This is a genomic window from Streptomyces sp. NPDC057253 (assembly GCF_042669125.1).
Classification (GTDB): domain Bacteria; phylum Actinomycetota; class Actinomycetes; order Streptomycetales; family Streptomycetaceae; genus Streptomyces.
On record NZ_JBHUXV010000074.1, the window covers coordinates 32,666 to 50,341 of the forward strand.

The window sequence follows — 17,676 nt, forward strand, 5'->3', positions numbered from 1 at the left end:
GCACATGCACACGGAGTGCACACCCGCACCCCCGTCAGCCGAAACGCTCGATCCGGATACGGTCCACCGGCTGCCCCGCGGCCACCAGAAGCCGCGAGGCGTGTTCGGCGAACGCGTTGGATCCACACACATAGGCCTCCCATCCATCATCAGGCTGTTCGGCCAGGAGTGGCGCCACATGTGCGGCCGACATCCGTCCCACCGGCACCCCCTCCGGTGCGTTCCGCGTGAACACAGGCGTGGTCTCGGCGCCCAACTCGCGCGCGTAGATCAGCTCCTGCGGCCCGCGCGCCGACACCAGCATCCGCAGCGGCACGGACAGCCCGCGCGCCCGGTGGTGCCGCACCATCGACATCAGCGGTACGACCCCGGACCCGGCCCCGATCAGCAGCGCGGGCCGGTCCCCGGGCCAGGCGAAGAAGCCGCTCAGCGGCCCGCGCACCTCGATCCGGTCACCGGGCACCGCCTCCGTGTGGAACCAGCCGGACACCTCACCGCCCTCCACGTGGTCCAGGGTCAGCTCGATGTGCCCGGAGTCCTCGGGCGGGGACGCGATCGAGTAGTGCCGCTGAGCCGTGTAGCCGTCCTGGGCGGTCAGCCGCAGCATCAGATGCTGGCCGGGCAGATGCCCCTGCCAGTCGGGCACCGCGAAGCGGAACGTGGACGCGTACGGCGTCTCCCGGCGGATCTCGGTGAGTGTGGCGGTCTGCCACACCGAGGCGGCCCGGTTGCTGACGGCGATCCGCCCGGGCACGGCGAACCGCGTGCCGGGGGTGGGGGCGGCCGGGGAAAGCGTCTCAGTCACCGGCGTACCTCTGCTCCTCCCACGGGTTGCCCCGCGCGTGATAGCCGTTCTGCTCCCAGAAACCCGGTTCGTCGTGGTCGAGCAGCGTCAGGCCGGCGACCCACTTGGCGCTCTTCCAGAAGTACAGGTGCGGCACCAACAGCCGCGCCGGGCCCCCGTGTTCGGCGGGCAGCGGCTTGCCGTCGTACTCCCAGACGATCCAGGCCTTCCCGCCGGTCAGATCCGCGAGCGGCAGGTTCGTGGTGTAACCGGTGTGCGCATGGGCGACGGCATGGGTGGCCGACTCATGGGGCCGCACCACGGCCAGGAACGCGTCCAGCGAGACGCCCGCGAACCGCACCCCGAACTTCGACCAGCTCGTCACACAGTGGATGTCACCCTCGTAGGCCGACGACGGCAACGCGTGCGCCTCGTCCCAGTCCCAGGTGCGCGGTTCCTCGACCAGCCCGTCCACCCGGAACGTCCAGTCGGCCGGCGACAGGTCGGGGGTGACCTCGGCGGAGAGCACGGGCCAGTCGTCGCCCGCGTCGTACTGGCCGGGTGGCAGTCCGGGGTTGTGGACGCGGGGGCGTCCGGTGAAGCCTCGGGTGACGTTCATGCATCAACCGTACGCTCTCGTCGCGCGTGCTCCGTCCCAGGTCAGTGCCCCGATCATTGCGGCCGTATGAACACCGTGCGGCTGCGGGAATAGCCGCAGCGCGCCGCTCCTTGGCGCTGGAGTGCCGGGTCGCTGCCCCGGTGACGGTACGAGGAGAGTGAGGAAGCAGATGCCCAAGGCGTACGTCTTCACGCGGTACGGCGGACCGGAGACCGAGGCGTTCGTGGACGTGGACCGGCCGAGCCCCGGACCCGGTGAGCTCCTGGTCGCCGTACGGGCGGCGGGCGTGAACCCCGTCGACTGGAAGATCCGCTCCGGTTACCGGCGGCCCGGCGACAGCGGCGACCGCGTCTTCCCCTCCGTGCTCGGCAGCGAGGTCTCCGGTGTCGTGGCGGAGATCGGCGAGGGCGTCGAGGGGTTCGCGGTCGGGGACGAGGTCTTCGGCAACACGCTCACCGGGGGCTATGCCGAGTACACCCTGGTGCCGGTCGCCATCGCGGCGCACAAGCCGGCCGGGCTCTCCCACGCGGCCGCGGCCACCCTGCCGGTCGCCGCGGCGACCGCGTACGACGGCGTCCGCCAGCTGGATCTCGGCGAGGGGGCGACGCTGCTGGTCACGGGCGCGGGCGGGGGAGTGGGTGCGGCGGCCGTGCAGATCGCGCGCGCCCTCGGCCTGAAGGTCGTCGGTGTCGCGAGCGAGGCCAAGAAGGACTTCGTCGAGTCGCTCGGCGCCGTCCATGTCGCCTCCGGACCCGGCTGGGCCGAGCGGGCGGGGGCGACCGCGCCGGACGGCGTCTACGACCTCGTGGGCGGTGAAGTGCTGGCCGAGGCGGCCGAGTTGCTCACCGACCGCACGAAGCTGATCACCGCCGGGGCGTCGGAGGAGGACGTGCGCCGACTGGGCGGCGCCCGCGTGGCCCGGGCCCGCAACGCGGCCGTACTGGAGGAGGTCGCGCGGCTCGTGGTCGCCGGCGACCTGGACCCGCACATCACCGAAACGTTCCCTCTCGACCGGGCGGCCGACGCGCTGCGCACGGTCGAGCAGGGCCACGCCCGCGGCAAGACGGTGATCGAGGTCGCCCGATGAGCAGCGACACCCCACGCGTGGTGGACAACAGCAGCGTCCCGCACCAGCCCTCCGGGGGCAGCACTCCCCAGGTCTCGGGAGCCACCGACGCGCCGCATGTCGTCGACGTCAGCGAGGCCTCGCGAGCCGGTGACGGCAGCGGTGCCCCGCGGGCGCTCGACGGCGGCGACTCCTCGCGAGCCCTGCGTGGCAGCGATGCCCCGCAGGACTTCGCGGGTGACAGCGCGCCCCAGGCCTCCGTGGCCACCGACGCGCCGCACCAGGTCGACCGAGTCGGAAGCGCTCCGCACCTCGTCGACAGCCCCGGCGCGACCCACGTCCTCGACAACCCTGCCCTCGCCTCCCTCACCGGCCCGCATGCGCACTTCGCCGAGAAGCGGGGGCGGGTGCTGCGGTACCCGGTCGACGTGTCGCCGTGGCTGGCGCTGCCCGACGAGCCCGGTGCCGGCGACTGGGCCGACCTCGCGGCGCTGGCCGGTCCCGGCGCGGAGGTCCCGCTGACGGCGTACGCGGGGCAGGTGCCGGAGGGCTGGGAGATCACCTTCCATGTCGAGGGCGTCCAGCTCGTGGACGACGGCATCGCCGCCGCACCCGACCCGGAGGCGGTCCTCCTGGGCCCCGCCGACGTGCCCGAGATCCTCGACCTGATCGCCCGCACCCAGCCGGGCCCCTTCCTGCCCCGCACCATCGAGATGGGCACCTACCTGGGCATCCGCAGGGAGGGCGCCCTGGTCGCGATGGCGGGCGAGCGGCTGCACCCGCCGGGCTGGACCGAGATCAGCGCGGTCTGCACCGACCCCGCGGTCCGTGGCCAGGGCCTCGCGACCCGGCTGATCCTCGCCGTCGCGCACGGCATACGGGAGCGCGGCGAGACACCGTTCCTGCACACCGGCGCCAGGAACACCAACGCGATCCGGCTCTACGAGTCCCTCGGCTTCCGGCTCCGCCGCAGGACCGCCTTCCTGGCGGCCCGCACACCCGAACGGCTGCCGGAAGCGGTGTCGTAGGGCCCATCAGTCGGACGGGGACCAGGAGTTGTACCGCACGAGATAGCCGGCGAACAGCTCCAGGTCCTCCTGCGACCACTCCGCCAGCCGCTCACCCACGGCGGCCCGGCGGCTCACGGTGACCTGGCCGAGGATGTTCCGGCCCGCGTCGGTCAGATGCAGCACCTGGACCCGGTGGTCTCCCGGGTCCGGGCGCCGCTCGATGAGCCCGGCCCGCTCCAGCGCGGCGACCTGGCGGCTCACGGTGGACTTGTCCAGGGCGTAGTGGGCGGCCAGGTCGGTGGCACGGCAGCCGTCACGCTCCTCCAGGTGCCCGAGGAGGGTGTACGACACCAGCGACAGCTCGGGGTGCAGCCGGCTCGCCGAGGCCCGGGCCCGTCGGGCGAAGACCGTCATCTCGTGCTGGATCGTCTCCACGGCCGCATCCGCTCGCATCGGACCTCCTTCGCAGTACTGGTTGCATAGTACAACTCATCATGCCCTGGGGTAGGGTGGCCGTCCGGCCGCGGGAGGTCCCGGCCGTGCGTCACCGAGGGGGTGAGACCCATCAACGCTGTGTCAGATCGGGTGCTCTCTCCTCGCATCGACGCGGATCACCGCCGTTAGGTGACCGCGGGAGCGCCCTTCGGCTCTCGAAAGGCCCTCGGCTTCCATGCCTTCCCCCTCTCCTCGCTTCACCTCCGACGACCTGGTCGTCGCCGCTCTCCGCACGGCCGGCTGTGTCTTCGCGGAGGACGAGGCGCGGCTGATCCTCGCCGCCGCCCGCACCCCGGACGAACTGGCCGCCATGGTGGACCGCCGGGTCGCCGGCCACCCCCTCGAACTCGTCGTCGGCTGGGCGGAGTTCCGCGGTCTGCGCATCTCCGTGGCCCCCGGTGTCTTCGTGCCCCGCAGACGCACCGAGTTCCTCGTCGAACAGGCCCTCGCCCAGGCACCGCACGCCACGGTGGTGCTGGATCTGTGCTGCGGCTCGGGTGCGGTCGGCGCGGCCCTTGCCGCCGCGCTGGGCCCGGTCGAGCTGCACTGCGCCGACATCGACCCGACAGCCGTGGAGTGCGCCCGCCGCAACACGGCCGACGTCGGCGGGCATGTCCACGCCGGTGACCTCTTCGGGGCCCTCCCCGCCGGTCTGCGCGGTCGCGTCGACATCCTGGCGGCCAACGTCCCCTACGTCCCCACCGAGGAGGTCGCCCTCCTCCCCGCCGAGGCCCGCGACCACGAACCCCTGGTCGCTCTGGACGGCGGCACGGACGGCCTGGACCTCCTGCGCCGGGTCGCCTCCGGGGCCCTCGACTGGCTGGCCCCGGACGGCTGCCTCCTCGTCGAGACCAGCGCCCGCCAGGCCCCGGCCGCCGTCGACGCCTTCACCCGGAGCGGCCTGACGCCCCGTCTGACGGTCTCCGAGGAGCTTTACGCCCATGTCGTGATCGGCACCAGGGCGTAGCCGCACACCTGACCGTCAACTCCGGCGGGCGGAGGACGTGAGCCGGTCGGCGAGGGCGCCGACGAGCTCGCGGAGTTCGGCGGGGCGTTCGATGACGAACGGCCGGTCGAGTGCGGCGAGCACCGGAGGCAGCCAGTCGAGCCGCTCCGCCCGCAGCTCGACGCGAATCCAGTGCCCCGCGGTCGGATCCTCGCCGGCCGTGGGCTCGTGCTCCTCCAGGGTCGCGACACTGGCCGGAAGGTGTGCGCGGATCTGCTCGACCGTGCCGTCGATGCGCAGGGTCACCTCGTGCCGGTACGCGGCCGCGGCGAACCCTGACACCACGCGCTGTGCCGGATCGGGCCCGGTCGGCAGGTCGAATGAGCCGGGCAGGGTCCGCGCGTCTTCGATGCGGTCGAGGCGGAAGGTCCGGTCCTCGTCGACCAGGGGGTCCTTGCCCGTGACGTACCAGCGGCCCCCGTGGGCGACGATCCCGTACGCGTGCAGCGTGCGGTCGCTGCGCCGTCCGTCACGGTCGGTGTAGCGGATCGAGACCGGCCGGCGGTGGCGCACCGCGTCGGCGACGGTGAGCAGGACCCCGGCGTCCGGGTGGTCCGTCTCGCCGGGCTGATCCGTGAAGGCGAGAGCGTCCAGGAGGGCGTCGAGCCGGTCGGCGATGTGCCGGGGCAGCACCCGCCGGATCTTCGCCGACGCCGTCTCGTTCGCCGTGCGCTCGGCCGTCGTCAGCTCTGCCCGGCGGCCCGCGACCAGGCCGAGCAGCACCGCCAGCGCCTCGTCGTCGCTCAGCATGAGCGGAGGCACGCGGTACCCGGGCCCCAGCCGGTAGCCGCCGTAGCGACCGCGCACCGACTCCACGGGCACGTCGAGCTCGATCAGCTGGTCCACGTACCGGCGCACGGTACGCCCCTCGACGCCGAGCCGGTCGGCGAGTTCGGCCACCGTCCGGGTGCCGCCCGACTGCAACAGCTCCAGGAGCGTCAGCACGCGGCCGGTGGGTCGGGACATGGTCGCAGCCTAATGCGGATACCGGACCGATTCTGTCCACTATCTCTCCTAGCCTGCGACCTGCACGCCTCAGCACAGCCAAGGAGATTCCCATGGACTTCGTCTCGATCCGCATCATCACCGGCGACGTCGCACGCCTGGTCGACTTCTACGAGCGAGCCACCGGGGCGCGGGCGACGTGGGCCACCGAGGACTTCGCCGAGCTCAGGACCGCGGGCGCCACCCTCGCGATCGCCGGCACCCGCACCGTCCCGCTGTTCGCCCCGGACTCCGCCCGCCCGGCGGACAACCACAGCGTGATCACCGAGTTCCTCGTCGACGACGTGGACCGTGTGCACCGGAACCTGACCGGCTTCGTCACCGACTTCGTGGCCGGGCCCACCACCATGCCCTGGGGCAACCGGTCCCTGCTGTTCCGCGACCCCGACGGCAACCTCGTCAACTTCTTCACCCCCGTCACCGCCGCGGCCGTCGAGAAGTTCGCACCCCGGCACCAGGCACAGCCGCTCACGCGGGAGCCCTGAGAACGCCGGCCTCAGACCTCTGGTGTGCGCACCCGCGCGATCAGCAGGGCCACGTCGTCGGAGTTGTCCGGCTGGTGCAGGGTGCGCAGCAGGAGGTCGCAGACCTCCTCCAGGGGGCGGTCGGGGCAGTCGAGGAGGTCGAGGAGGGCATCCAGGCGCTCGTCGAGGGGATGCTGCCGGGTCTCGACCAGGCCGTCCGTGTAGAGGACGAGCCGGTCGCCGGGTTCGAGGTCGACGGTGGTCGTGGAGAAGGCGACACCGCCCACCCCCAGCGGCGCCCCCGTGGGCAACTCCAGCAGCTCGGGCGGACGGCCCGCGCGCAGCCGTACCGGAGGCAGATGCCCGGCGTTGGCGATCCAGCACTGCCCGAGCCGCGGATCGTGCACGGCGTACACGCAGGTGGCGATGGAGTGGTCCAGTTCCTCGGTGATCCGGTCGAGGTGTTCGAGGAGTTTGGCCGGGTCGAGGTCGAGGGAGGCCAGGGTGGTGGTGGCGGTGCGCAGCCGGCCCATGGTGGCGGCCGCGGTGATGCCGCTGCCCATCACGTCGCCCACGACCAGCGCGGTCTTTCCGCAGGTCAGCGGGATCACGTCGAACCAGTCGCCGCCGACCTCGGCGGTGGCGCCCGCGGGCTGGTAACGGGAGGCGACCTCCAGGCCGCCGGTCACCGAGGGGTGGCTGGGCAGCAGACTGCGCTGGAGGGTGAGGGCGGTGTTGCGGGCGTCCTGGTACCAGCGGGCGTTGTCGATCTGCACGGCCGCGCGGGCCGCGAGCTCACGGGCCAGCAGCAGGTCGTCCTCGCCGAAGGGCTCCGGGTTGCCGACCCGCTTGAGGTCGAGCGCGCCGAGCACCTCGCCGCGCGCGATCAGCGGTACCGCCAGATAGGAGTGCAGGCCCGCCCGGGCCAGCACCGCGGCCGACTCCGGGGACCGGGCGATGCGGGCGAGGTCGTCCGAGCCGACCTGCGGCACCAGGACCGGGTTCCCGGTGCGCACGCACTCGGTGACCAGGCGCTCGGGGGCGTACCGGGCGACCTGTCCCGGCGGGTCCGCCGCGGGCAGGGCGTCGGGGGTCCCGGCCGCCTCGACGGCCAGCGGGCGCATCACGGCGGGCTCGGCCGGGCGCAGGGTGCTCGGCCGGCCCTGCACCACCGCCTCCAGCAGGTCCACGGCCGCCACATCCGCGAGCTCCGGCACCGCCACGTCGGCCAGCTCCCGGGCGGTCCGGTCCAGGTCCAGCGTGGTGCCGATGCGGGCGGAGGCGTCGGCGACCAGGGCCAGCCTGCGGCGGGCGGTCTCGGCCTCCACGGTCGCCTGGTGCTGTTCGGTGACGTCCAGGACCGAGCTCGCGACGCCGAGGACGGTGCCGTTGGCGTCCTCCAGGCGGTACAGCGACACCGACCAGGCGTGTTCCGTGTCGGGGTCCGCGGGCGGGTGGCCGACCGTGTGCTGGTCGACCAGTGGCCTGCCGGTCCGCATCACCTCGCGGGCGGCCGCCTCGAAGGGCGCCACGTCGAGATGGGGGAGGACCTCGCCGATCTTCCGCCCGACGTGGTCCGCGGCCGGGACGCCGTTCAGCTGCTCCAGGGCCGGGTTCACGGAGACGTATCGCAGTTCGGTGTCCAGCACGGCCAGTCCGATGGGGGACTGGGAGACCATTCGGGTGGACAGGGCCACGTCCCGGTCGAGGCGGCGCACGGTCTCCTGGTCGGCGCACAGCCCCAGCGCGTAGACGTCCCCGCGATCGTCGAGCAGCCGCATGTTGCGGAACTCCACGAGCTTGGTGCTGCCGTCCTTGTGCCGTACGGGGAACGCCCCGGCCCAGCTCTGGCCGGTCTCCATGACGTCGGCGAACAGCTTGACGACCAGGTCGGCGTGCTGTTCGTGGATCATCAGATGGGCGGCGTACTGCCCGAGGGCCTCCTGCGCGGGGTAGCCGAACAGTTCCTCGGCCTGCGGGCTCCAGAGCACGATGCGGCCTTTGGTGTCCAGCACCACCGAGGCCATGCCCAACTCGTCGAGCAGTCCGCTCGGCCGTACTGCCCCGCGCGCGGGCTCCCCGCCCTCGGACGCGGGTATTCCGGCTGCACCCATTGCACGAACCGCCTTAGACCGTCCTCGCGGCACGCCGTACCCCCGTGCCGACTCCCCTTGTTCTACCGCGCTCAACCGTCTCCGTGGCCACGCGGTCGTGTTCTTCCACCATCCCTCAACAAGGGGGCGCGCGTCCGGTGAAGTGCGCCGGGGTGACGAACGCCCTCTCGCTTTCTTCCGGTGCCCTCCCGTTCCTTCGCTTGGTCTGTACATGACCCCTGCCTGGGCGCCAGACTGTCCGCCGCACCACCTCACCCCCCGCCCCAGGAGTCTCAGGAGTCCTCCATGCCCCTGCGCGCCAGACAGCGTTGTCACGCCGTTCTCGCCGCCCTCCTCACCCTCACCGCGACGGCCCTCCTGGCCGCCGCGCCGCCCGCCTCCGCCGCCGACACCTGGACCGAGGTCGGCTCCGACCGCGCCGACCCGCTCACCGAGAGCCAGGGCCTGACCTCGGTCGAGGTCCCGGCCAACTCCGCCAACCGGTACACCGGCATCGGCACCATCCCCTTCGGCGTCTCCACCCGCGGCTGGAACCACGTGGGCGACCCCGACGCCTCCTACGACGGCCACTACGTCGAGCCCTACCAGGCCGACTCCGGCACCGCGAAGATGTACCGCGTGCAGGCGCCGAACGGCACCTGGTCCGAGTACGTCCACACCCTCAGCCCCGGCGAGGCGCTCAACAACTCCTGGGTCGCGATCTCGCCCGACGGACAGTGGATGCTCTCCGGTGAGTGGGGCACCATGACCCGCTTCCTGGTCTTCCCCACGCCCGGCGTCAACGCGAGCACCTCGCCCTCGGCGAACCTCCCGCAGGCGGCCACCGTCACCCTCGACCACGCCGTACGGGACGTACAGGGCTGCGACTTCGTGACCGCCACCCGGCTGCTGTGCTCCTCCGACGACCCGGCCGGCACGCTCTTCGGCTACACCAAGCCGCTCCTCCAGGTCGACCTGTCCGCCGCCCCGACCGGCTCGGCGGACGTCACCGGGCACGTCACGGCACTGCGCCAACTGCCCCTGCGCAGCTCGTGTTCCGGCTCGTTCGAGGCGGAGGGCATCGACTACGACCGCCGCACCGGAACCCTGCGCGTGATCGTCGTCTCACCCGGCTTCTGTGTGCTGACGGACAGCAAGACCTACCGCTTCACCAGGAGTTGAGCCCCTGAACGACGGGTGCCGGCCCTCGCGGAAATGGGGGTCGGCACCGATGGCGGGGCCCAGGGACCGGATGCGACGGTGGAACGACATCCACCGACGAAGGAGCTGTCGCATCCATCCCCGTAAGACCTGTCGCACCCATCCCCGAACGACACAGCACACCCGTCCGTCCGCGCCCCCGGGGGAGGTGACCCGTGGGACACGCTGACACCCTGCTCGCCATGGGCGGCGCCTTCCTCGCCGCGGCCTTCCTCGCCCGTCTCGGCGGCCGTATCGGACTGCCGACCATCCCGCTGTTCATGCTCGCCGGCATCCTGCTCGGCCCGCACACCCCAGGTCTGGTGCTGGTCCAGGACGCCCACGACTTCGAGATGCTCTCCGCGCTCGGCCTGGTGCTGCTGCTGTTCTACCTGGGCCTGGAGTTCCACGTCGACGACCTGCGCACCGGCGGCAGGCGGCTGCTCGCCGCGGGCGGGATCTACCTCCTCGCCAACGTCGGCGCCGGCCTCGGCTTCGGATTCGCGCTCGGCTGGGGCACGCGGGAGGCCCTGGTGCTCGCCGGGGTCCTCGGCATCTCCTCGTCGGCGATCGTCACCAAGATCCTCATCGACCTGGGGCGGATCGGCCGCCCCGAGACCCGGCTGATCCTCGGCGTGATCGTCGTGGAGGACATCTTCCTCGCCCTCTACCTCGCCGCGCTCCAGCCGGTCATCAGCGGCGCGCGCGGACCCGTGGAGATGCTCCTCCAGGCGGGCAAGGCCTTCGGGTTCCTGATCGTGCTCGCCGTCGCCGCCCGCTACGGGACCCGCTGGATCGGCAGGCTGATCCACGTCCGGGACAACGAACTCCTGGTCATCAGCTTCCTCGGCGCGGCCGTCCTGGTCGCGGGGGTCTCCGAGGTGCTCGGCGTCGCCGACGCCATCGGCGCCTTCATGGTCGGTCTGATCCTGGCCGGCACCCCCTCCGGGCCCCGGATCCGCCGCCTGGTGCACCCGCTGCGCGACGCCTTCGCGGCCATCTTCTTCTTCGCCTTCGGACTGTCCATCGACCCCGGTGTCGTCACCACCGTCGCCGGACCGGTCGCCGCCGCGGCGGCCGTGACCGTCGTGATGAACATCGTCGCCGGTCTGCTCGTCGCCCGCCTCTACGGCTACGGCGCCCAGCCCGCCGCCGACATCGCCACCACCCTCGTCGCCCGCGGCGAATTCGCCCTGATTCTCGGCGCGATGGCGGCCGGCGCGGGACTCGACGCACGTCTGGCGCCGTTCATCGCCGGGTATGTCCTTGTCCTGGCCGTTCTCGGCCCCGTGGCCGCGGGGCGGGCCCATCTGCTGGCCCGGGCCCTGGGGTCCCGTCGTCGTGCCCGCACACCCGGGGACGACACGAGCCCGCAGCCGGTCCCCGTGGCGGTGGGGGCGGACGCCGAACGGTAGCGGAGATTCGCCGCGCGAAGGAGGAGTCATGGGCCGGCCCGACGACGAACACCTGGTCGAACTCGCGGCACGGCTGGAGCGGGACGACCCACGGTTCGCCCGCGCGCTGGGCTCGGGCCGTCCCACCCGGCCCCGCGAGTACCGGCGCACCGGAGCCTGGTGCACCCTCGCCGTGGGCGTGGCCCTCCTGGCCTTCGGCATGGCCCTGCCGGAAGGCATCCTCGTGGCGACGGGCCTGGTGCTCACCGGCATCGCGGTCCCGCTGTTCGACCCGCACCGGGACCGCCCGCACCGGTGACCGCGGCCCACGCCCGCCGGAGATGCCCCACGCCCGCCGGTAGTGCTCCGCGAAAGGTGGTGCTTTTCTGAGGGTGTGGCGCGGTTCGCGGGGAACCCGGCGGTCCGGTCATCGTCACGAGAGGAGCGACCACGATGGATCGTGAGCGAACGCACGAGGAGTCCGTCTCCCTGGAGATCAGCGGGTGCAGCGCGGAGGACGCACGGATCGTCTTCGACACGCTGACCACCTGCTTCGAGTCCGACCGGGGTGCCGACGAGGTGCCGCAGCAGCTCCACGAGTCGCGGCCGATGGTGTGGCTGGGGACCTTCGAGGTGACCGAGGCGCGGGACTGCCCGCCGCCCGCGCGGCTGTCGTCCTCCGTGGAGGCCGACGCGCAGGGGGGCTACTGGGCCATCGAGCAGCTTCGGACGACCTTGGACTCGATGTTCACGGTGCGGGATCTCTCCTCCGCCTCGGGGGACCAGGAGCGGGAACTGCATGTGCGACTGGAGAGCCGCTGACTCAGCGGACGCGGTGTTGTCGTGACCGGTCCGGCACCACCACCATCTCCGCCACGTTGACGTTCGGCGGGGCCGCCGTCGCGAAGGGGCGTCCACGTCGGTGCGCATGCGGGACAGGACCGTCCGTGCCTCCGTGTCCCGCATGTCCGCGCCCAGTTCGGTGGTGGTGATGCCCGCCCCCGGCCAGCAGCTGGTCGTCCACCAGGCCGCACCGGGCAGCCCCTCCGAGCACGTGGTTCTCGTCACCCCGTTATGCAACTAGTTGCATAAACGCGTCGCGGTCCTCTACAACAGGAGGACGAGACCGCGACGGAGGGGCCCCATGAGCCGTTACCCGCACCTGCTGACCCCGCTCGACCTGGGCTTCACCACGCTGCCCAACCGCGTCCTGATGGGCTCGATGCACGTCGGCCTGGAGGAGGCCGAGCGCGGCTTCGAGCGCATGGCGGAGTTCTACGCGGCACGCGCGCGGGGCGGAGTGGGCCTGATCGTCACCGGCGGCATCGCACCCAACGACGAGGGGCGGCCCTACGAGGGCGGCGCCAAGCTCACCACGGACGCGGAGGCCGAGCAGCACCGGACCGTCACCGAGGCCGTGCACCGCGAGGGCGGCCGGATCGCCCTGCAGATCCTGCACTTCGGCCGGTACGCCTACCACCAGGACCTCGTCGCCCCGAGCCCCCTCCAGGCGCCGATCAGCCCCTTCCCGCCCCGCGAGCTCTCCGACGCCGACATCGAGCGGACCATCGAGGACTACGCCCGCGCGGCCCGCCTCGCCCGGCAGGCCGGCTACGACGGCGTGGAGATCATGGGCTCCGAGGGCTACCTGATCAACGAGTTCATCGCCGCCCCGACCAACCACCGCACCGACCGCTGGGGAGGGTCGTACGAGAACCGCATGCGCTTCCCGGTCGAGATCGTGCGCCGGGTGCGCGAGGCGGTCGGCGAGGACTTCATCATCGTCTACCGGCTGTCCATGCTGGACCTGGTCCCGGGCGGCTCCACCCTGGACGAGGTGATCACGCTCGCCAAGGCCGTCGAGGCCGCGGGCGCCACGATCATCAACACCGGCATCGGCTGGCACGAGGCCCGCATCCCCACCATCGCCACCTCGGTGCCGCGCGGCGCCTACACCTGGGTGACCAAGCGGCTCATGGGCGAGGTGTCCGTGCCGCTGGTGACCACCAACCGCATCAACACCCCCGAGCTGGCCGAGGAGTTGCTCGCCGACGGGTACGCGGACATGGTGTCGATGGCCCGCCCGATGCTCGCCGACCCCGAGTTCGTGAACAAGGCGGCCGAGGGCCGCCCCGAGGCCATCAACACCTGCATCGGCTGCAACCAGGCCTGCCTCGACCACACCTTCAGCCTCAAGATCACCTCCTGCCTGGTCAACCCGCGCGCCTGCCACGAGACCGAGCTGGTGCTGTCCCCGACCCGGCGGAAGAAGCGCGTCGCGGTCGTCGGCGCCGGCCCCGCGGGTCTCGCCTGCGCGGTCTCCGCCGCCGAACGCGGTCATGAGGTCACCCTGTTCGACGCCGCGAGCGAGATCGGCGGCCAGCTCAACGTGGCCCGCAAGGTCCCCGGCAAGCAGGAGTTCGACGAGACGATCCGCTACTTCCGCCATCAGCTCACCGCCCACGGCGTGGACGTACGGCTCAACACCCCCGTGTCCTCGGGTGACTTGGCGGGATACGACGAGGTCGTCGTCGCCACCGGCGTCACCCCGCGCACCCCCGACATCCCGGGCCTCGACCATCCCAGCGTGGTCGGCTACCTCGACGTCCTGCGCGACGGCGCCCCCGTCGGCGACCGGGTCGCGATCCTCGGCGCCGGGGGCATCGGCTTCGACGTCGCCGAGTTCCTCACCGACGGCGGCGACAAGGCGCACGAGGACCCGGCGACGTACTTCCGCCGGTGGGGCGTGGACATGGACTACACGGCCCCCGGCGGACTCGGCGCCCCCGAACGCCCCGCCCCGCCCCGCACCGTGCACCTGCTCCAGCGCAAGACCAGCAAGGTCGGCGCCGGGCTCGGCAAGACCACCGGCTGGATCCACCGCACCGAGCTCAAGCACCGGGGCGTCACCATGGTCCCGGGGGTGCGCTACGACCGGGTCGACGACGCCGGTCTGCACATCACCGTCGGCGAGGAGAGCACCGTCCTGGAGGTCGACACCATCGTCCTGTGCACCGGGCAGGAACCGCGCCGGGACCTGTACGAGGAGCTCGTCGCCGCGGGCCGCAGCGCGCACCTGATCGGCGGGGCCGACGTGGCCGCCGAGCTGGACGCCAAGCGGGCCATCAAGCAGGGCACCGAGGTCGCGGCGGCCCTCTAGGGCCCGACCGGTGTCGTCCGGCTCGTCCCTAGGATGACTCCATGTCACTCCCGCACGCGATCCTCACCGCACTGCTCGAAAGGCCGTCGGCGGGGCTGGACCTGACCCGTCGGTTCGACAGGTCGATCGGCTACTTCTGGTCGGCCTCGCACCAGCAGATCTATCGCGAGCTGGGAAAACTGGAGGCCGAGGGATACATCCGGGCCATCCCGGAGGACCGGCCGAGCCGGGGGCAGAAGAAGAGCTACGAGGTCCTGCCCGCGGGGCGCGCCGAACTCGAACGCTGGACGGCCGCGGCGCAGGACCCCAAGCCGCACCGGGACGCCCTGCTGCTGCGGCTGCGCGCGGCCGCCGTCGTCGGCACACAGGGCCTCGAAGCCGATCTGCGCCGCCATCTGGACCTGCACCGGCGGCAGTTGGCGGAGTACGAGCAGATCCAGGAGCGCGACTTCCCGCCCGGCAAGGACAGCGCGCAGGCCAGGCTTCAGCACCTGGTCCTGCGCGCGGGCATCGAACTGGAGACCTTCTGGACCCAGTGGCTCACCGAGGCACTGGAGGAGCTGGCCGAGCTCCCGGACAGCTGAGGGCCCTCAGAGGCGGTACGGCCGCGACCGGCGGCGCAGGACCCACGCCGTGGCCGCCCCGGCGACCGCCACCAGACCGCCGCCGACCGCCAGCGTCAGGGTGCCGTAGTCCTTGCTGGCCCCGCCCAGACCGCCGAGGACACCGCGCGAGGGGGAGGCGGAGGCCGTCGCCGAGATGGTGGGCGTGGCGGAGCCCGAGACGATGATCGACTGGGTGCCCGCCGTGCTGTTGTCGAAGGCGCACATCACGATGACGGTGTACGTCCCCGGGCTCACGCTCGACCAGGCGGCCGACTGGAGCGAGGTGGTCCCCGACAGGGCCACCTGACGGCCCTGGCTGAAGTTGGCCTGGCTGCTGGTGAGCAGCGAGGCGGTGCCCCAGCCGCCGGTCGGGGCCGTGCGGGAGCAGGCCGTCGTGGTGACGGAGACCGTGGATCCGGAGGTGCTCACGGAGATCCCGGGGCCGGCCGCGGCGGACCCGGCGGTCAGGGCGAGCGGCAGCGCGGCGACGGCCGCGACGGTCAGGCCGGAGCGGAGAAGTGGCTGAATAGTGCGCATGGACTGCCCTCCGGCGGCACGGTTGGCGGTACATCCGTGGCGCCGCCGAGGTGGGGGAAGCCCGTGCTGCCTCAGAGGCAGCCAATGCGCTCGCGGCCCCGCCCGCATGCCGGGCGCCGCCGTACAGGTGACGCATTCCCTCGCCCGGCGCAGGGGTGAGAGGCCGTCACGGGGCGGCGGCGGCCCCCGTCGTGACCGTCCGCTCGGCCGACAGGCCGCCCCAGGTGCCGTCGGGCAGCCGGGCCCGGATCCGTACCCGGTGGCGTTCCCCGGCCTCGCGTCCCAGATAGAAGCTGTACGTCGTCCTCCCGCGCGGAGGTGTCCCGCCGAACACGAGCGAGGTGGCCGCCGCCCCGTCGAGGCGGACCTGGTACTCGGTGACCACCCCGTCCGTCCGGGGCGGCAGCCAGGCCAGGTCCAGGTAGTACGCCCCGTCCTCGCCCCGCCGTGCCGTGGCGCGGAAGTCCGTCGGGGCGGTGTCCCTGCCGTCGTCGCCGCCCGGTGTCGTGAGGCGGACCGCCGCCCCGGCCGGCGAGAGATTGTCGGCCGCGTCCCGGGCCCGGACGGTGAACGAGTAGCGGGTGCCCGGACGCAGCCCCGTGACCACGGCCGCCGTCTGGGCGCCGCCCACACTGTGGATCTTGCTGCCGCCCTGATAGATGTCGTACGACACCACGTCCCGGTCGTCCGAGGAGGCGGTCCAGTTCAGCTGGACGGCCCGGCTGCCCGCCGTCCGGCCGCGCAGCTCGCCGGGTCGGGTCGGAGCCGAGCGGTCCGCGGCCGTGGCGGCGGGAGTCGTGGCCCGTACCTGCGGGCTCGGCGGGCCGAGACGCCCCTCGGTGTCGCGGGCCCGCACGGTGAAGACATAGGGGGTGGCGGGCCGGAGCCTGGTGACGTCCACCATGTGCTGTGAACCAGGTACCTCCTGGACCTTTGTGGTGCCGCGATATACCTCGTAGCGGTCGATCCTCGCGTCGACGGCGTTCCACATCAGATGCACGCTGGTCGCGCTGCCCGCGGCCGCGGTGACGCCCACGGGGGCGGCGGGCAGCCGACCGCTCTCCTCCTCGGCCGGTCCGCTCCACCCGCAGGAACCGACCAAGACCAGGGCTGCACACAGGGCCAGGGGGACGGGTACGCCTCGCACGTCTCTGCCTCCCCGGAGGACACCACGGCAATGGTCCGGACCAATATGGCGCCGGTGGCGGGCCCGGGGCAAGGGGGCGACCCCGTGGGCCGGATTCGGGGCGGTTACGTATGCTGAAGACCCTTACGGCCGAACTCTCCATGAGGGACGGGGAGTTCGTGCCACCGGCGCGGGCCGCTGTCGTCGCTGTTCCCGCGCCGGTACGGGTGGCCGGGAGGCCGGGGCTCGTCGAGGGCCCGGGCCCCCGGCCCCTGCCCCGTCCGGACCCCCAGCGGTGGCCGCCCGGCTGAAACCGCATCAGATTGGCCTGAGTGCCCGTCACAGCCTCCGAGGAGAGGGTCCCTCATCGTGCGTGTCCAGTCGCTGACGCTGGCCGCGGCAAGCGCCGCTCTGCTCGCCCCCACGGCAGCCCCCGCCATGGAACTCGCCACCGCCCGCACGGAGCCGGTGGTCCGGCGGGAGGGCGCGGTCCCGGCCGCCGACCTGCTGGCCCGGGTACGGGACTGCGCCCCCGTCTCGCGCGGCCGCTACCGCGCCGACGAGGGCACCCCCGCGACCATCCCGGTCTGCGGCACCAAGGAGGCCGTTTTCTGGACGGCCGACATGGACATCGACTGCGACGGCCGGCCGGGTCGCTACTGCAACAGCCGCACCGACCCCCTCTTCTCCGACGCCACCGCCTACGAGCAGTCCGACGGCCGTTATCTGAGCGCCGAGACCCTGCCGTTCATCGTGGTCCCGACCCCGAGCGCGATCTGGGACTACCGCGCCCACGGGGTGCACGGCGGGGCGGTCGCGGCCGTCGTGTACCAGGACCGGGTGCAGTACGCCGTCGTCGGGGACGTGGGTCCGAGCGGCATCATCGGCGAGGCGTCCTACGCCACCGCGAAGGCCCTGGGCATCCGCCCGGACCCGCACGGCGGCGGCACGCCCTCCGGCGTCACCTACATCGTCTTCAAGGACTCCCGGGTGAAGCCGATCGAGGACCACGAGGCCGCCGTGACGCTGGGGGAGCGGCTGGCACGGGAGTTCGTCCAGGGCGGATGAGCGGAGGTCGACGGCGAGGGCCGAGCCGGGCAAGACCCCCGGCT

18 protein-coding genes are annotated in these 17,676 nt (G+C 72.7%); 11 read left to right on the forward strand and 7 right to left on the reverse strand.

All coding sequences use genetic code 11. The features are described 5' to 3' along the window. Positions 1 to 34: 34 nt before the first annotated feature. On the reverse strand, positions 35 to 805 hold the full coding sequence (locus ACFULQ_RS32115) for a ferredoxin reductase (protein WP_383550713.1): 771 nt from the start codon (positions 803 to 805) through the stop codon (positions 35 to 37). After that, positions 798 to 1,403 (reverse strand): sulfite oxidase-like oxidoreductase, encoded by a 606-nt coding sequence (locus ACFULQ_RS32120; RefSeq protein ID WP_383550715.1) that lies wholly within the window; start codon positions 1,401 to 1,403, stop codon positions 798 to 800. The genes ACFULQ_RS32115 and ACFULQ_RS32120 overlap by 8 nt, the downstream gene beginning before the upstream one ends. 169 nt (positions 1,404 to 1,572) lie before the next feature. Between ACFULQ_RS32120 and ACFULQ_RS32125 the strand changes: the two genes are divergently transcribed. Then, positions 1,573 to 2,490, forward strand: a complete 918-nt coding sequence (locus tag ACFULQ_RS32125) for an NADP-dependent oxidoreductase (RefSeq protein WP_383550717.1) — start codon at positions 1,573 to 1,575, stop codon at positions 2,488 to 2,490. Positions 2,491 to 2,729: 239 nt separating this feature from the next. After that, positions 2,730 to 3,497, forward strand: coding sequence for a GNAT family N-acetyltransferase (locus tag ACFULQ_RS32130; RefSeq protein ID WP_383550749.1), 768 nt, complete (start codon positions 2,730 to 2,732; stop codon positions 3,495 to 3,497). Between the two features lie 6 nt (positions 3,498 to 3,503). Here ACFULQ_RS32130 and ACFULQ_RS32135 read toward each other — a convergent pair whose 3' ends face one another. Continuing rightward, positions 3,504 to 3,932 (reverse strand): MarR family winged helix-turn-helix transcriptional regulator, encoded by a 429-nt coding sequence (locus tag ACFULQ_RS32135; RefSeq protein ID WP_383550719.1) that lies wholly within the window; start codon positions 3,930 to 3,932, stop codon positions 3,504 to 3,506. A 217-nt stretch (positions 3,933 to 4,149) separates the two neighbouring features. Here ACFULQ_RS32135 and ACFULQ_RS32140 point away from each other — a divergent pair, with 217 nt between their 5' ends. Beyond that, complete coding sequence (locus ACFULQ_RS32140; protein WP_383550721.1) at positions 4,150 to 4,941, forward strand: putative protein N(5)-glutamine methyltransferase; 792 nt, start codon at positions 4,150 to 4,152, stop codon at positions 4,939 to 4,941. Between the two features lie 15 nt (positions 4,942 to 4,956). Here ACFULQ_RS32140 and ACFULQ_RS32145 read toward each other — a convergent pair whose 3' ends face one another. Then, positions 4,957 to 5,946 (reverse strand): helix-turn-helix transcriptional regulator, encoded by a 990-nt coding sequence (locus ACFULQ_RS32145; RefSeq protein ID WP_383550723.1) that lies wholly within the window; start codon positions 5,944 to 5,946, stop codon positions 4,957 to 4,959. A gap of 92 nt (positions 5,947 to 6,038) precedes the next feature. On the opposite strand from ACFULQ_RS32145, the gene ACFULQ_RS32150 reads away from it, so the two are divergent. Beyond that, the gene (locus tag ACFULQ_RS32150) at positions 6,039 to 6,470 is read left to right on the forward strand and encodes a VOC family protein (protein WP_383550725.1); all 432 of its coding nucleotides are present in this window, start codon (positions 6,039 to 6,041) and stop codon (positions 6,468 to 6,470) included. Between the two features lie 11 nt (positions 6,471 to 6,481). On the opposite strand, the gene ACFULQ_RS32155 is transcribed toward ACFULQ_RS32150, so the two are convergent. Then, complete coding sequence (locus tag ACFULQ_RS32155) at positions 6,482 to 8,563, reverse strand: SpoIIE family protein phosphatase (RefSeq protein ID WP_383550727.1); 2,082 nt, start codon at positions 8,561 to 8,563, stop codon at positions 6,482 to 6,484. Between the two features lie 285 nt (positions 8,564 to 8,848). Between ACFULQ_RS32155 and ACFULQ_RS32160 the strand changes: the two genes are divergently transcribed. From ACFULQ_RS32160 to ACFULQ_RS32185, 6 genes are all read left to right on the forward strand, one after another. Next, a complete protein-coding gene (locus ACFULQ_RS32160) occupies positions 8,849 to 9,724 on the forward strand; it encodes a hypothetical protein (RefSeq protein ID WP_383550729.1) in 876 nt (291 codons plus the stop codon). Between the two features lie 194 nt (positions 9,725 to 9,918). Further along, complete coding sequence (locus ACFULQ_RS32165) at positions 9,919 to 11,157, forward strand: cation:proton antiporter (RefSeq protein ID WP_383550731.1); 1,239 nt, start codon at positions 9,919 to 9,921, stop codon at positions 11,155 to 11,157. Positions 11,158 to 11,185: 28 nt separating this feature from the next. Next, positions 11,186 to 11,455 carry a DUF3040 domain-containing protein gene (locus ACFULQ_RS32170; RefSeq protein ID WP_383550733.1) on the forward strand — a complete coding sequence of 90 codons (270 nt, stop codon included), beginning with the start codon at positions 11,186 to 11,188 and terminating at the stop codon, positions 11,453 to 11,455. Between the two features lie 134 nt (positions 11,456 to 11,589). Beyond that, the gene (locus ACFULQ_RS32175) at positions 11,590 to 11,958 is read left to right on the forward strand and encodes a hypothetical protein (RefSeq protein WP_383550735.1); all 369 of its coding nucleotides are present in this window, start codon (positions 11,590 to 11,592) and stop codon (positions 11,956 to 11,958) included. Between the two features lie 322 nt (positions 11,959 to 12,280). Beyond that, positions 12,281 to 14,296 (forward strand): FAD-dependent oxidoreductase, encoded by a 2,016-nt coding sequence (locus ACFULQ_RS32180; RefSeq protein WP_383550737.1) that lies wholly within the window; start codon positions 12,281 to 12,283, stop codon positions 14,294 to 14,296. 41 nt (positions 14,297 to 14,337) lie between these two features. Then, on the forward strand, positions 14,338 to 14,880 hold the full coding sequence (locus ACFULQ_RS32185; RefSeq protein ID WP_383550739.1) for a PadR family transcriptional regulator: 543 nt from the start codon (positions 14,338 to 14,340) through the stop codon (positions 14,878 to 14,880). A 6-nt stretch (positions 14,881 to 14,886) separates the two neighbouring features. Here ACFULQ_RS32185 and ACFULQ_RS32190 read toward each other — a convergent pair whose 3' ends face one another. Both ACFULQ_RS32190 and ACFULQ_RS32195 read right to left on the reverse strand, forming a co-directional pair. Beyond that, on the reverse strand, positions 14,887 to 15,438 hold the full coding sequence (locus ACFULQ_RS32190; protein WP_383550741.1) for a hypothetical protein: 552 nt from the start codon (positions 15,436 to 15,438) through the stop codon (positions 14,887 to 14,889). Positions 15,439 to 15,604: 166 nt separating this feature from the next. Continuing rightward, positions 15,605 to 16,585, reverse strand: a complete 981-nt coding sequence (locus tag ACFULQ_RS32195) for a fibronectin type III domain-containing protein (protein ID WP_383550743.1) — start codon at positions 16,583 to 16,585, stop codon at positions 15,605 to 15,607. Positions 16,586 to 16,933: 348 nt separating this feature from the next. On the opposite strand from ACFULQ_RS32195, the gene ACFULQ_RS32200 reads away from it, so the two are divergent. Continuing rightward, entirely contained in the window at positions 16,934 to 17,632 is a 699-nt protein-coding gene (locus tag ACFULQ_RS32200) for a glycoside hydrolase family 75 protein (protein WP_383550745.1), read from the forward strand. Positions 17,633 to 17,676: the final 44 nt, after the last annotated feature.